The sequence below is a fragment of the Rhodopseudomonas julia genome (genome assembly GCF_030813515.1).
GTDB classification, from domain to species: domain Bacteria; phylum Pseudomonadota; class Alphaproteobacteria; order Rhizobiales; family Afifellaceae; genus Afifella; species Afifella julia.
This window is the reverse complement of sequence record NZ_JAUSUK010000001.1, coordinates 1016898-1030096: the sequence shown is the minus strand read 5'-3', so window position 1 is coordinate 1030096 and position 13199 is coordinate 1016898. Positions and strand designations below refer to the sequence as shown.

Sequence of the window (13199 nt, the reverse complement as noted above, 5' to 3'; positions counted from 1 at the left end):
GTTTTCTCCCTCAGTGAAGGAGCGCTTTTTGTCCCGGGAGATCGAGAGAAAAGGCGGGGATCTCGACGGAGAAGCCGGAGCCTGTCTCGCTCACCATGTCGTAGCTGCCCACCATGATCCCTGACGGCGTGCTGAGCGGACAACCGCTCGTATAACGAAAAGTCTCGCCCGGCGGGATTTCGGGCTGCTCGCCCACGACGCCCGGCCCATGAACCTCTTCCGTGCGCCCGAGCGCATCGGTGATCTGCCAATGGCGACGTAAAAGCTGCACCCGCTCTTGGCCTTCATTGGTGATTTCGATCGTGTAGGCCCAGAAGAACCGGCCCGCTTCGCGATTGGATTCTTTTTCCAGAAACTCCGGCGCGACGGAGACGGTGATGTTGCGGGTGGTGGCGCGGTACATGGTGGTTCCGATTCTTTGCGGCGCTTTTTGCGTGACGTGGTCACACAGCGCAAGCTCTTTGCGTGTCGGCAGAGGGCTCCGTTAAGGATTTGTTTACCGCAAAACTCGTGCTAAGGTTGTGTTTCTGGCGGGCTTGGAGGGGGCGAGCTTGCAAGGAGAGAATCCGGGTATCCGCCGCAGCGGTGGCGGGCTGCGTCAGCCTGTTTCTGTTCCGCCGAGACGGAACTTTTCAGCGGTCTCGCGTACAGCGCGCGCTTTGCCGCTGCTCCCATCTCCACCTCCCGTCGATTCTCGCCGCCAGGGCGAAGCGGTTTTGCCCGCCGATATCGCATTCCTCGCCGGGCGTGGCCTCACACAGCGAATGCTTGCCCTTGCGGCACAGCTCGCCAGGCGACGGGGAACGACGGCCAGTCAGGAATTGATGGCCCTGCCGGGCTTTTCGCGGGCTCTTTATTGGCGGCTTCTTGCAGAGCACCTTGGTCTACGCTTCATCGCCGAAGGAGAGCCGGTGACGCTGCTTGCCGAGGCTTTGCCCCCGGCTGCGGAAACCATCGCAAGATCGCGACGAATGCTCGTTGAAAGCGGCGCTGCGCGCGTGCTCGTGCTGGCGCCGGAGGGGCCGGCCCAAGTTGAGGAATTGCAGCGTCTCTTGGCCCGGCTCCCCGAGATCAAACACCGCTTTGCGATCGCCGATCCGGCGACGATCCAGGCGTGTCTTTTGGCCCGCAACGATGCCGGCCTCGCTTATTGCGCGGCACATCGCCTGGCGCGGGCGAAACCGCAGCTTTCGGCGCTCGTCTGCCGTTCTCTAAAGGGACGGCTCGCGATCGCGGCGGCGCCGATCGCCTTGAGCGTCTTGATCCTCGTCTCGCCCCTGCCTTTTGGGCGCATCGTCGCCATTCTCCTGAGCGCCTTCTTTTTTCTCGGTATGCTCCTCAAATCGGCCATAGCGTTCTTGGAGATTGCCGATAGGCCGGCGCCGCCTTTGAGCGACGCGGATTTGCCGAGTTACACGATCCTTGTCCCGCTCTATCGAGAGGCCGGGATCTTGCCTGATCTCGTCGCCCATCTCGACCGCATCGACTACCCCTCCTCGAAGCTCCAATGTCTTCTGCTGATCGAGGCCGACGACGAGGAAACTCTTGCCGCCGCAAACCTCCATGCGCGTCATCCGCGCTACCAGATCGTTCCCGTTCCGCCGCAGGAGCCGCGCACCAAACCGAAAGCGCTTGTTTATGGTCTGCCCTTCGCCACGGGGCGGCTCGTGGTCGTCTACGATGCGGAGGATCGTCCCGAGCCTAATCAGCTTCGAAAGGCGGCCGCCGCCTTTGCGAGTGACCCGGCGCTTGGTTGCGTGCAGGCGCGCCTCACCATCGACAACACAGAGAACGTCATTTCGAAGCTGTTTGCGCTCGAATATGCGGCCAATTTCGACGTGTTCCTGCCGGCTCTCGCTGAGTGGCGGATGCCGCTTCCGCTCGGTGGCACATCCAATCATTTTCCGCTCTCCGTTCTGAAGAGGACCGGGGCCTGGGATCCCTTCAACGTCACCGAGGATGCCGATCTCGGGATCAGGCTCGCCCGTTACAAATATCGCAGCATCACCATCCTCTCGCGCACCTTCGAGGAGGCGCCGGTCTCACCGTCGCAATGGATGGGGCAACGCCGGCGCTGGGTGAAGGGCTGGATGCAAAGCCTCCTCGTCGCGATGTGGCCGGGGCGGGGTTCTGCACCGGCTCTCACGCCGAAGGACCGTCTGGCGGTGCTCGCCATTTTGGGAATGGGTGTCGCGGGGCTTCTTGCCTACGCCCCCGCCTGCCTTGTCGGCCTCGTCGCGGCTTTGGCCTTGGGCGGCGTGCCGGAGCCGGACGGCCTCCTCGCATGGGGCCTTCTCGCTGCGAACTTCCTCAATGTGACGGTGCTCGTCCTGTCCTCGTCCGTCATGGCCTTCCGCGGTCTGCGATCAATCGGGCGAATGGACCTCGTGCCCATGATCGCGCTCCTGCCGTTCTATTGGCTGGCGATGTCGTTTGCCTCCTGGCAGGCCTTCGTCCAGCTCCTGCGCCGGCCGTTTGTGTGGGAGAAGACGGCGCACGGGCTTTCCATGGCACGCGGGTTGAAGCCCGATGCTCCCTGCCGCACAGGGAGAGGGTTCGCCGTTTCCTGGCTTGGCATTTCACGGTTCAGCGCGTTGTGGGGCAAAGGCACACGCTCCGAAAGTGGACGGCCGAGGCCCCCGAGTTGCGTAACTTCAGATTCCGGCGCCTCAAGCCGTCCTGCGCCTGCGGCCCTTTGATGCAAAGGGCGCTGCACGGTGAAGTCCTGCCGGCCTGTTTCTGCCGCTCCGGTTGAGCCTTGGGAGGCTTACGGTTAGAAAAGCCGTCCACCCGGGAAGCTGAGCTTCCTTTCCTGCAGATGGCCGCCTCTGTCTCCGGCCGGATTTCTTTGACGGGTTCTGTCGTTCAACTGTGATTTTCGCCGGCGAGAGTCGTGCGCATGGGGCTTACGTTGGCGTTTTTGCGGCCTCGACCCGCGTGTGATCTTTCCCGATGGACCCTCCGGCATAGGTTTTGCATCTGCGGCGTTGAACGCATGAGGATTTGAGAACAGGCATGGCAAGACTCATCGATTCCAACCACCACGCCTCGCTGAAGGATTACGAGCGTATTGCGCATCTGAGCAACGATGTGCGCGACCTCCGTGAGGAGGCCGAAATGCTCCTGCCGAAATTGCAGGGACGGCGTGTCTGGATGGTCAACTCGACGGCCCATGGGGGCGGCGTCGCAGAGCTTTTGCCGCCGTTGATCGCCATGCTGCGTGAACTCGGTGTCGACGCCAACTGGCTTGTGATGGAAAGCGACGAGGACGAGTTTTTCCGTCTGACCAAGCAGATCCATAATCTTATCCATGGCGCTGGCGACCCCGATCTCGGCAATGGTGCCCACGCGCTTTACGAGAAGGTGAGCCATTCGGTGGCAGCCCGTCTCGCCGAGTTCGTGGAGCCGAACGACGTTCTCGTCATCCACGATCCGCAGCCGCTCGGAGCCGGTGCGCTTTTGCGCGAGCGTATGGGTCTGACCGCCATCTGGCGCTGCCATATCGGCCTCGACGAGGAAACGCCGGAAACCATCGCGGCCTGGGAGTTTCTGGAGCAATGGGCGGTGAAATACGACCACACCGTCTTCACGGCGCCGGAATATATCCCGCGCTGTCTCGCCGGGCGGGCCACCATCATCCACCCCTCCATCGATCCCTTGAGCAACAAGAACCGGGATCTGCCGGTGCACAAGCTTGCCGGCATTCTCGCCAATGGCGGCCTGATCACGGCAACTGGCCCGACATTGACACCGCCTTTCGAAGAGCGTGCGCAAAGGCTGCAGAGGAACGGCGAATGGGCCCCGGCGACCGAGCCTGAAGATCTCGGCCTGCTATTTCGACCCATCGTCACGCAGGTGTCCCGCTGGGACCGCCTCAAGGGCTGGCTGCCCCTCATGCAGGGCTTTGTGAAGATGAAAGAGGCCCTGAAGACGAACACGTTGAGCGAGGAAGAGCGCCGACCGCTCGACCTTGCGCGCCTGGTGCTCGCCGGTCCTGATCCGGAATCGGTGACCGACGATCCAGAAGGTTTGGAGGCTCTGAAAGAGGTGATGGACACTTACCTGTCGCTCGACCCCGAGCTTCAGGATTCCATTGCCGTCCTCTCCCTGCCAATGACGTCACCCAAGAACAACGCGCTCCTCGTCAACGCGCTGCAGCGCTGCTCCGATATCGTCGTTCAGAATTCGGTCCGAGAGGGTTTCGGTCTGACGGTGACGGAAGCGATGTGGAAGCGCGCTGCGATCGTCGGCTCGCCGGCGGCCGGCCTGCGCCAGCAGATCCGGCCGGATCTCGATGGACGCCTCGTCAGGGACGCCCACGACACGGATGACATCGCCCGCACGCTGACCGAGCTCTTGCTCGACCAGGAACGTCGCGACGCCTTCGGCCTGAGCGCGCAGCAGCGCGTCCACAACGAGTTTCTGGTCTTCGCCCATGTGCGCAACTGGCTGCGCGTACTGGCGGAGACGCTCGACGGTCGCGCCGCCGCCTGATCGTCGAGCCCCCGATCGGGCGCACCTGATCGAAAATGTCGGGCGGCGATCGCCTCGCCGCCCCGCCAGCCGATTGCCTGGCCGGGGCGCCGGTTTGTCCGCCAGAGCGGCAAGATCGCGGCCGACACGGATGCGTCATCCACCGTAACGCTGGGCGATCGGCCACTTCCGTTGCGCAGCTAAAGAAAGTCTCCGCCCTGTGAGGGAACGGCTCGCGTCAGGCTCGTGTTGCGCCTGAGACAGCCAGTCCGCAGTTCCGCACCCCTACATCGAGGAGACAGTCTCATGGCAAGATCTGAGCAGGATATGAAACCCGGAGACTTCGCAGGCGAGAAGGTGCTGCGCGGCACGGGCGGCGAGGTTCATCAGGTTGCGAATGGCAAGAGAAAGCCGCTGACGACGGCGCAGGGTGCGCCCGTCTCCGACGATCAGAACTCGCTGAAAGCCGGACGCCGTGGGCCGACGCTTCTGGAAGACCAGCACTTCCGCGAGAAGATTTTCCATTTCGATCATGAGCGGATCCCGGAGCGCGTCGTGCATGCCAGAGGTTTCGGTGCGCACGGCTATTTCGAGACCTATGAGAGCCTGTCCGATATCACCGCGGCCGATCTTTTCCTGCGTCCCGGCGAGAAGACGGATGTTTTCGTCCGCTTCTCCACGGTTGCCGGCAATAAAGGCTCGGCCGATCTTGCCCGCGACGTGCGCGGTTTCGCGGTGAAATTTTATACGAAGGAAGGCAACTGGGACATCGTCGGCAACAACATCCCGGTCTTCTTCATCCAGGACGCCATCAAATTTCCCGATCTCATCCACGCCGCCAAGCAGGAGCCCGACCGCGGCTTCCCGCAGGCGCAGACGGCGCACGATAATTTCTGGGATTTCATTTCGCTGACGCCGGAATCGATCAACATGGCGCTGTGGATCATGTCGGACCGCACGATCCCGCGTTCGTTCCGTTTCATGGAGGGGTTCGGCGTCCACACCTTCCGTTTCGTCAATGCCGAGGGAAAATCGACCTTCGTCAAATTCCACTGGAAGCCGAAGCAGGGCATGCAATCGGTTGTCTGGAACGAGGCGGTGAAACTGAACGGCGCCGATCCCGATTTCCATCGCCGCGACCTGTGGGATGCGATCAAGATGGGCGATCATCCCGAATGGGAGCTCGGTCTGCAGCTCTTCGACGAGGACTTCGTCGATAAGTTCGATTTCGACGTGCTCGATGCGACGAAAATCATCCCCGAAGAAGAGGTGCCGGTGAAGCCGGTCGGGCGCATGGTCTTGAACCGCTGCGTCGACAATTTCTTCGCCGAGACCGAGCAGGTCGCCTTCCACACCGGCAATCTCGTGCCAGGCATCGACTTCACCAACGACCCGCTCCTGCAGGGGCGCAACTTTTCTTATCTCGACACCCAGCTGTCGCGCCTCGGCTCCACCAATTTCACGCATCTGCCGGTGAATGCGCCGCGCTGCCCCTTCCATCATTTCCAGCAGGACGGCCATATGGCTTTCCACAATCCGGTGGGGCGCGCCAATTACGAGCCGAACTCCTGGAGCGGAGAGGAAGGCGGGCCGCGGGAGGACCCGAAGAACGGTTTTGCCTCGCATCCGGAGGTTGTCGAAGGCGAGAAGGGCCGCATCCGTTCTGAAACCTTCGCCGATCATTACAGCCAGGCCCGGCAGTTCTACATCTCACAGACGGATGTCGAGCAGGGGCATATCGCTTCAGCGTTCACATTCGAATTGTCCAAGGTGCAGACGCCTGAAATTCGCGCCCGCATCGTCGCGCATCTCAGGAATGTCGATGAGGATCTGGCGAAGCAGGTGGCGGACGGGCTGCGTCTCAAGAAGATGCCAGAGCCGATCGAAGCGGCCATGCCGACGAAGACGGATCTCAAGGCCTCGCCCAAGCTCTCCATCCTCCTGAACGGCCCGGAGAGTTTTGCCGGCCGCAAGCTCGGCGTGCTCGTCACGGACGGCGTTGATATCGATCTCGTGAAAGCGCTGAAATCGGCCGTTGAGGCGGAGGGCGCGATGATTGAGTTCGTGGCCCCCATGGTGGGCGGTGTCGAAGCCTCTGACGGCACCTGGATCGAGGCCGATGAGAAGATCGATGGCGGACCTTCCGTCCTTTACGACGCGGTGGCGATCCTGACGTCCGAGGATACGGTTGTCGCGCTTGCCAAGATGCCGCCGGCGAAGGATTTCGTCTCCGACGCCTTCGTGCACTGCAAGTTCATCGCCTATTCGCAGGCGGCGAAGATGCTTTTCGAGAAGGCCGGGATTGCCTCCGACATGGATGCAGGCTGCGTCGCGCTCTCGGGCGCCGGCGACGCGAAGAGCTTCGTGAAAAGCCTCGGCAAGCTGCGCGTCTGGGACCGCGAGCCGAAGGTGAGCGCTGGCTGAGCACGGAGAGGAAAGGTGGAGCGGGCGATCGGGATCGAACCGACGACATTCAGCTTGGGAAGCTGACGTTCTACCACTGAACTACGCCCGCGGCCGGATCGCAAATTGGCTGCGGGCGGCCCTCCCGTCAAGCAGGATCGGAAGGGCCGCTCGATTTTCTCTGATGGGGTTCTCTGGCGAGGCTCCGCGCGCCGCTCTGGCCAAGACGTTCAGAGTGGCGTGCCGGCCGGCCGCTCACGCGGCGAGCTTGCCGTCGAGCGCCTTTGCGATCAGCGCCCGCGTCTCGCCGATGCCGTAAAGCGCCACGAAGGAGCCGAAGCGCGGTCCCTGGTCCTGGCCGAGAAGCACCTGGTAGAGCGCCTGAAACCAGTCGCGGAGATTGCCGAAATCGTGCGCCTTGCCGACGGCATAGACCTCGTTTTGGATCTCCTCGCCACTGGCGTTGTCCGGCAGCGCCGAAAGGCGCTGGTCGAGATCGGTGAGAGCGGCCTTCTCGGTGTCCGTCGGCGCGCGGAAGCTCTTGGTCGGTTTGACGAAATCGTTGTAGTAGCGGATCGCGTAACCGACGAGCTCATTGAGGGCCGGATGGCTTTCCGCGCTCGCACCCGGCGCATAGCGGGAGATGAAGCCCCAAAGAACGCGTGCGTCTTCGGAATTCGACGCCGAGACGAGGTTGAGGAGCATGGCGAACGAAACCGGCATCTCGACTTCCGGCGGCTCTCCGGAATGGATGTGCCAGACGGGATTGACGATCTTCTGCTCCGGCGTCTGCGCCTCATAGCCGGCGAGATGCGAGAAATATTCGTCGACCGCCCGCGGGATGACGTCGAAATAAAGCCGCTTGGCCGAGCGCGGCTTCTGGAACATGTAGAGCGCCAGGCTCTCCGGCGACGCATAGGCGAGCCATTCGTCGATGGTGAGCCCGTTCCCGCGCGACTTTGAGATCTTCTCGCCGTTCTCGTCGAGGAAGAGCTCGTAATTGAAGCCCTCCGGCGGGTTGCCGCCGAGAGCCCGGCAGATCTGCGAGGACAGCCGGACGGAATCAATGAGATCCTTGCCGGCCATCTCGTAGTCGACGCCGAGCGCCGTCCAGCGGAGTGCCCAGTCGGCCTTCCACTGGCACTTCACCTGGCCGCCGGTGACACCCACCGTCACCTCCTCTTTCGTCTCCGGATCGAGATAGGTGATGGTGCCGGCCTCAGGGTTGCGCGCGATCGTCGGCACCTGCAGGACGATGCCGGTCCGCGGGCAGATCGGCAGAAAGGGCGAATAGGTGGCGCGCCGCTCCTCGCCCAGCGTCGGCAGAATGATCGCCCGCACTTTCTCGTAGACGGCGAGCATCTTGAGAAGCGTCTCGTCGAAGCGGCCGCTCTTGTAATAATCCGTCGCCGAGGCGAATTCGTACTCGAAGCCGAACTTGTCGAGAAAGGCTCTGAGCCGTGCATTGTTCGCCCGTCCGAAGCTATCGTACTCGTTGGAGAACGGGTCGGGCACCTCCGTCAACGGCTTGCCGAGATGCGCCTCCATCATCTCCCGGTTCGGCACGTTCTCCGGCACTTTCCGGAGCCCGTCCATGTCGTCGGAGAAGCAGAGGAGGCGGGTCGGCACGCTGTCCTTGGTCAGAACGCGGAAAGCGTGGCGCACCATCGTCGTGCGCGCCACCTCGCCGAAGGTGCCGATATGCGGCAGGCCGGAGGGGCCGTAGCCGGTCTCAAACAGGATCTCGCGTTTGTCTCCGCCACGTTTCTCCAGCCGCTCGATCAGCTTGCGCGCTTCCTCGAAAGGCCAGGCCTTCGAGACTTGTGCGGCGGCGAGCCATTCTTCGGGCAGAGACTGGGCAGACATTTTTCATCCTGGTGGTTGAGCGATTGCGGCCGGGGTCGGGCCTTGGCGCGCCGGCCCCGCAATCTGGGAGCGCAGCTCTAACGCAAGGAAAGCGCGGCGTCGAGGCACTGGGCAGCTTGCGAAGCGGCGTGCGCGAACATAGCTACGCGACAATGCCAGCCGGCCAAGGAGCCCAGAATGCCGCAAACGGTTTCCACCCAGGATGCCCTCGTCTACGCCATGGTCACCGTTTCGGCCGTGGACGGCCACATGGCCGATCCCGAACTCATGACAATCGGCAATCTGACGCGCTCCCTGCCGGTCTTTTCAGGCTTCGACAGCGACCGTCTGCCGGATGTGTCGCGCACCGCGGCCGAAATCCTCGCCGGTTCGGACGGGTTAGAAAACATGCTGTCGCTGCTTGAAGACGCGGTGCCTGAGAAGCTCTACGACACGCTCTACGCCATGGTCGTCGAAGTGGCGGTCGCTGATCTCGATCTGCCGCAAGAGGAGCTGCGCTTCCTCAGCCTGCTTCGTGACCGGCTCGCTATCGACAAATTGACCGCGGCTGCCCTGGAGCGCTCGGCCACGGCCCGCTACCGTCGCGTTTAAGGGTCGCGCGGCAGCCGGGGCCATATGAAGAGGCGTAATGAATTTCGGATTTCTCTTCTCAGAAGCCGGCATTCGGCTTCTCGCCTTCTTCGGCATTTTCGGTGCGATGGCGGCCTTTGAGCTCGCCTATCCGCGCCGCAAAGCACATCCGCTCAAGGGCCGGCGCTGGGTGACAAACCTCGCTGTCCTTCTCGTCGATGTCGCGGTCCTGCGGGTGATCTTTCCGATGGCGGCGGTGGGCGCTGCCATCTTTGCCGAAGCGCAGGGATTTGGGCTGTTCCGCGTGCTCGGTCTCGATCCGCTTTTCTCTGGCCTCCTGGCTTTCATCCTGCTCGACTTCACCGTCTGGGCGGAGCATGTCGCCTTTCACAAGATCCCGATCCTGTGGCGCGTCCATCGCGTGCACCATGCCGATGTCGATGTCGACGTGACGACGGCGCTGCGCTTTCATCCGATCGAAATTCTCATCTCCATGTGCCTGAAGGCGGCTTTCGTCATTTTGATCGGTGCGCCGGTCCTGTCGGTTCTACTCTTCGAGATCGTTTTGAACGGCGCGGCGATGTTCAACCATTCAAACGTTCGTCTACCCGACCGGGTCGACCGCGTGCTGCGCTTCCTGATCGTGACGCCGGACATGCATCGCATCCACCATTCGGTGGAGCGGCGCGAAACCGATAGCAATTATGGCTTCAACTTCTCCGTCTGGGACCGGCTCTTCCGCGTCTACACGCAAGATCCGGAGGCCGGGCAGGTGGGCATGCGTCTCGGCCTCAAGCCGCACCAGGACGGCGCGCCGGCCCGTTTCCTCTGGTCGCTTCTCTATCCCTTCCGGCGTGGTGCCTGAGGCACGGCTCAGAACAGGCCAACGGGAAAATAGCGCAGATAGAGTTCGGCATAGGTGCCGTTGCGATAGGTTTCGCGCAGCGCGTAATCGAGCGCGCTCTTGAGCTCGTGCTCTTGCGGCCGCACGGCGATCTGCAGCCCGTCGCCGAAATAGGCATCGTTGAGATAAGGCCCGCCGGTGAAGCGGCAGCAATCCTTTGCGCCTGCGCCATGCAGCCAGAAGGCGAGGCTGAGCGCGTCGCCAAAGACGGCGGTGAGCCGCTTTTCCTGCAGAGATTGCAAAGCGGCGGCCGGGCTCTGGTAGCAGGCGACCTGTGCCTTCGGAAAATAATCCTCCAGGAAGGCCTGATGCGCGCTATCGCAGACGACGCCTACAAACCCGTCTGTTTCGCCGTCGGGCTCGAACTCCGTTTCCTTCAGCGTGACGAAGCGTGCCGGAATCTTGAGATAGGGACGCGTTGCAAGAAGCGGATTGTCGCCTTCCGGATCGGGTGAAAGCCCGGCCATGATGGCGTCGCCTTCCTTGTCCCGAAGCGCTGTTTCCAGCGTCTCGTAGGGGCGCGACTGCACCGCGCACTGGACTTCGAGCGTCTCGCACATGGCGCGGATCAGGTCGATGTCGAAGCCGACCAGGTCGCCGTGCCGGTCGCGAAAGGAGAATGGCGCGAAATCGTCCGTCACCAGAAAGCGGATCGCGCCGATCGCATCCATATTGGGCCGCTCGATGCGCGACCGCGGGTCCCAGAAATTGGGGATCACCGGCTCTTCGGCCTTCGCCGCTCCGGCCGCGGAGGCGAAAAGGATCGCGAGAAAGAGGAAAAGTCTCGGCAAGACGGCGCGCCAATCACGAGGTCGTTTACAATCGTTCATAGTGTCTTGGTGACGGGACCGCTAGAGGAGCGAGCGTCAGCGAATGAGACCGCGAGGAGGCGGAAGATGCTCGACGGGCTTATCCGCAAGCAGATCGAACCCGGGTTGAACTCTCTCGGGCGGATGCTCGCCGGCCGCGGTGTCACCGCCGATCAGGTGACTTTGGCCGGCTTCGGTCTCGCCCTTGTCGCCGCCGGCGCGATCGTCGTCGAGGCCTACGTACTTGCTTTCGTTCTTATTCTCTTGGGCCGTCTCGCCGATGGGCTCGATGGTGCCGTCGCACGTGCGACCAGGTTGAGCGATCGTGGCGGCTTCCTCGATATCACTCTCGATTTTGCCTTTTACGGCCTCGTTCCCGCCGCCTTCGCGCTCGCCGATCCGGACGCCAACGCACTTGCGGCCGCGATCCTGCTTCTCGCCTTTTACGTCAACGGCGCGAGCTTTCTCGCCTTCGCCGTGATGGCGGAAAAGAAGAAAATCACGACGGACCAGCGCGGCGTGAAGTCGCTTTATTTCACGACCGGGCTCATGGAAGGCGCGGAGACGGTGATCTTCTTCCTCGCCTTCTGCCTGTTTCCCGCGTTTTTTTCGCCTCTCGCCTACCTGTTTGCGGCGCTTTGCGCCGTGACGACGACCTCGCGCATTCTGCTCGGTTGGCGCACCTTCTGATGCGAGAGCCGTTCAGAGCGCCGCGTCGAGCGCCTGGGCCACGTCTTCTGCGAGGTCTTCGGGATCTTCGAGCCCGACGGAAAAGCGCAGCATGCCCTCGGTGATCCCGAGCTCGCGCCGCACATCTTCGGCGACGTTCTGATGCGTCGTCGTCGCCGGATGCGTGATGAGGCTCTTGGCGTCGCCGAGATTGTTGGAGAGGCTCACGATTTGAAGCGCGTTGGAGAGGCGGAAGGCGGCGTCCTTGCCGCCCTTCATGTCGATGGCGATCATCGTGCCGCCACCGCTCATCTGCCTGCGGGCAAGCTCGGCCTGCGGATGATCCGGGTGGCCTGGATAAAGAACGCGAGCGACGGCCGCATGCGCGCCGATGATCTCGGCGAGCTTTGCCGCCGTTTCCGCCTGGCGCCGCACGCGCAGTTCCAGCGTTTCAAGCGATTTCAGGAGCACCCAGGCATTGAACGGACTGAGTGCCGGGCCGGTATGCTTGACGAAGGGCAGGAGCTTTTCCTCCACCCATTCGGCATTCGACAGAACCACGCCGCCGAGGCAGCGGCCCTGCCCGTCGATATGCTTGGTGGCGGAATAGACGACGGTATGGGCGCCGAGTTTGAGAGGCTTCTGGAAAATCGGCGTCGCGAAGACATTGTCGACGACGAGGCGGGCGCCGACGCTGCGGCCCATATCCGCAACGGCCGCGATATCGACGAGCTCCATCGTCGGATTGGCCGGGCTTTCCAAGAAGAGCGTCTTGGTCTTGGGCGTGACCGCGGCCCGCCATTCATCGAGGTTGGAGCCGTCGACGAGCGTGCAGGTGACGCCGAAACGCGGCAGAAGCTGCGACACGATGTAAAGACAGGAGCCGAAGAGCGCCCGCGAGGCGACCACATGGTCGCCGGCTTCAATGTCGGCGAGAAGCGCGGCCGTGACTGCGGCCATTCCGGAGGCGGTCGCCTTCGCCGCTTCGGCGCCTTCCAGAAGCGCCATGCGCTCCTCGAACATCGCAACCGTCGGGTTCGCATAACGCGAATACACATAACCCGGATCGTCGCCATTGAAGCGCGCCTCGGCGGCTTCAGCGCTCGGATAGACGAAACCCTGCGTGAGGAAGATGGCCTCAGAGGTTTCGGAGAACTGCGATCTTGTGGTGCCGCCATGCACGAGCTGCGTGGCGGGGCGAAGGGACTTTTTATCTGTCACGGCGCATTCCTGCCTTCAAGCAAACGAAAACCCGGCCGGGCCGCCGCCAGACCGGGTCGAATGCGCCCCGACCTTTTAGCGAGTTGTTTTACGTGGCTGCAAGCCGGCCGGCCAAATCACCACGAAGTCTTCGAGGCGATTACTCTTCGACTTGCTCGGCGTCAATGCTGCGCGTGACGAAAGGCCATGGGGAGAAAGTGCGTCATGCGGCGGCAAGGAGTGCAGCTGCCTCGGAGAGAGCGCGGAAAACTGCCGACTTGGCGTGGCCCTTTGCTTCGGCTAAC

The 13199-nt window shown here is 62.6% G+C and carries 10 protein-coding genes, 1 tRNA gene and 1 riboswitch; of the genes, 6 read left to right on the top strand and 5 right to left on the bottom strand.

From position 1 onward, the window contains the following. Positions 1-10: 10 nt before the first annotated feature. Positions 11-403: a Co2+/Mg2+ efflux facilitator ApaG/CorD gene (gene apaG / locus J2R99_RS04745; protein ID WP_128293230.1), complete on the bottom strand. Its 393-nt coding sequence runs from the start codon at positions 401-403 to the stop codon at positions 11-13. Between the two features lie 313 nt (positions 404-716). Here apaG and J2R99_RS04740 point away from each other — a divergent pair, with 313 nt between their 5' ends. The 3 genes from J2R99_RS04740 (at position 717) to katE (ending at position 6897) form a co-directional block, all read left to right on the top strand. Beyond that, complete coding sequence (locus J2R99_RS04740) at positions 717-2699, top strand: glycosyltransferase (protein WP_307153321.1); 1983 nt, start codon at positions 717-719, stop codon at positions 2697-2699. Positions 2700-3015: 316 nt separating this feature from the next. Then, on the top strand, positions 3016-4494 hold the full coding sequence (locus tag J2R99_RS04735) for a glycosyltransferase (RefSeq protein WP_307153320.1): 1479 nt from the start codon (positions 3016-3018) through the stop codon (positions 4492-4494). Positions 4495-4779: 285 nt separating this feature from the next. Next, positions 4780-6897, top strand: coding sequence for a catalase (katE, locus tag J2R99_RS04730; RefSeq protein WP_307153319.1), 2118 nt, complete (start codon positions 4780-4782; stop codon positions 6895-6897). 16 nt (positions 6898-6913) lie between these two features. Here katE and J2R99_RS04725 read toward each other — a convergent pair. Together J2R99_RS04725 and J2R99_RS04720 are read right to left on the bottom strand one after the other, a co-directional pair. Then, positions 6914-6988: transfer RNA gene (locus tag J2R99_RS04725), tRNA-Gly, on the bottom strand. A gap of 143 nt (positions 6989-7131) precedes the next feature. After that, complete coding sequence (locus J2R99_RS04720) at positions 7132-8742, bottom strand: lysine--tRNA ligase (protein WP_307153318.1); 1611 nt, start codon at positions 8740-8742, stop codon at positions 7132-7134. 177 nt (positions 8743-8919) lie between these two features. Between J2R99_RS04720 and J2R99_RS04715 the strand changes: the two genes are divergently transcribed. After that, positions 8920-9333: a tellurite resistance TerB family protein gene (locus J2R99_RS04715; protein WP_307153317.1), complete on the top strand. Its 414-nt coding sequence runs from the start codon at positions 8920-8922 to the stop codon at positions 9331-9333. Between the two features lie 37 nt (positions 9334-9370). Continuing rightward, positions 9371-10177 (top strand): sterol desaturase family protein, encoded by an 807-nt coding sequence (locus J2R99_RS04710; RefSeq protein WP_307153316.1) that lies wholly within the window; start codon positions 9371-9373, stop codon positions 10175-10177. An 8-nt stretch (positions 10178-10185) separates the two neighbouring features. Here J2R99_RS04710 and J2R99_RS04705 read toward each other — a convergent pair whose 3' ends face one another. Then, positions 10186-11007, bottom strand: coding sequence for a transporter substrate-binding domain-containing protein (locus J2R99_RS04705; RefSeq protein ID WP_307153315.1), 822 nt, complete (start codon positions 11005-11007; stop codon positions 10186-10188). 105 nt (positions 11008-11112) lie between these two features. Here J2R99_RS04705 and J2R99_RS04700 point away from each other — a divergent pair, with 105 nt between their 5' ends. Further along, on the top strand, positions 11113-11715 hold the full coding sequence (locus J2R99_RS04700; protein WP_307153314.1) for a CDP-alcohol phosphatidyltransferase family protein: 603 nt from the start codon (positions 11113-11115) through the stop codon (positions 11713-11715). 12 nt (positions 11716-11727) lie between these two features. Here the strand turns inward: J2R99_RS04700 and J2R99_RS04695 are convergent, their stop codons facing one another. Continuing rightward, a complete protein-coding gene (locus J2R99_RS04695; protein ID WP_307153313.1) occupies positions 11728-12915 on the bottom strand; it encodes an O-succinylhomoserine sulfhydrylase in 1188 nt (395 codons plus the stop codon). A 55-nt stretch (positions 12916-12970) separates the two neighbouring features. Further along, a riboswitch (SAM riboswitch) is annotated at positions 12971-13048 on the bottom strand. Positions 13049-13199 lie beyond the last annotated feature (151 nt).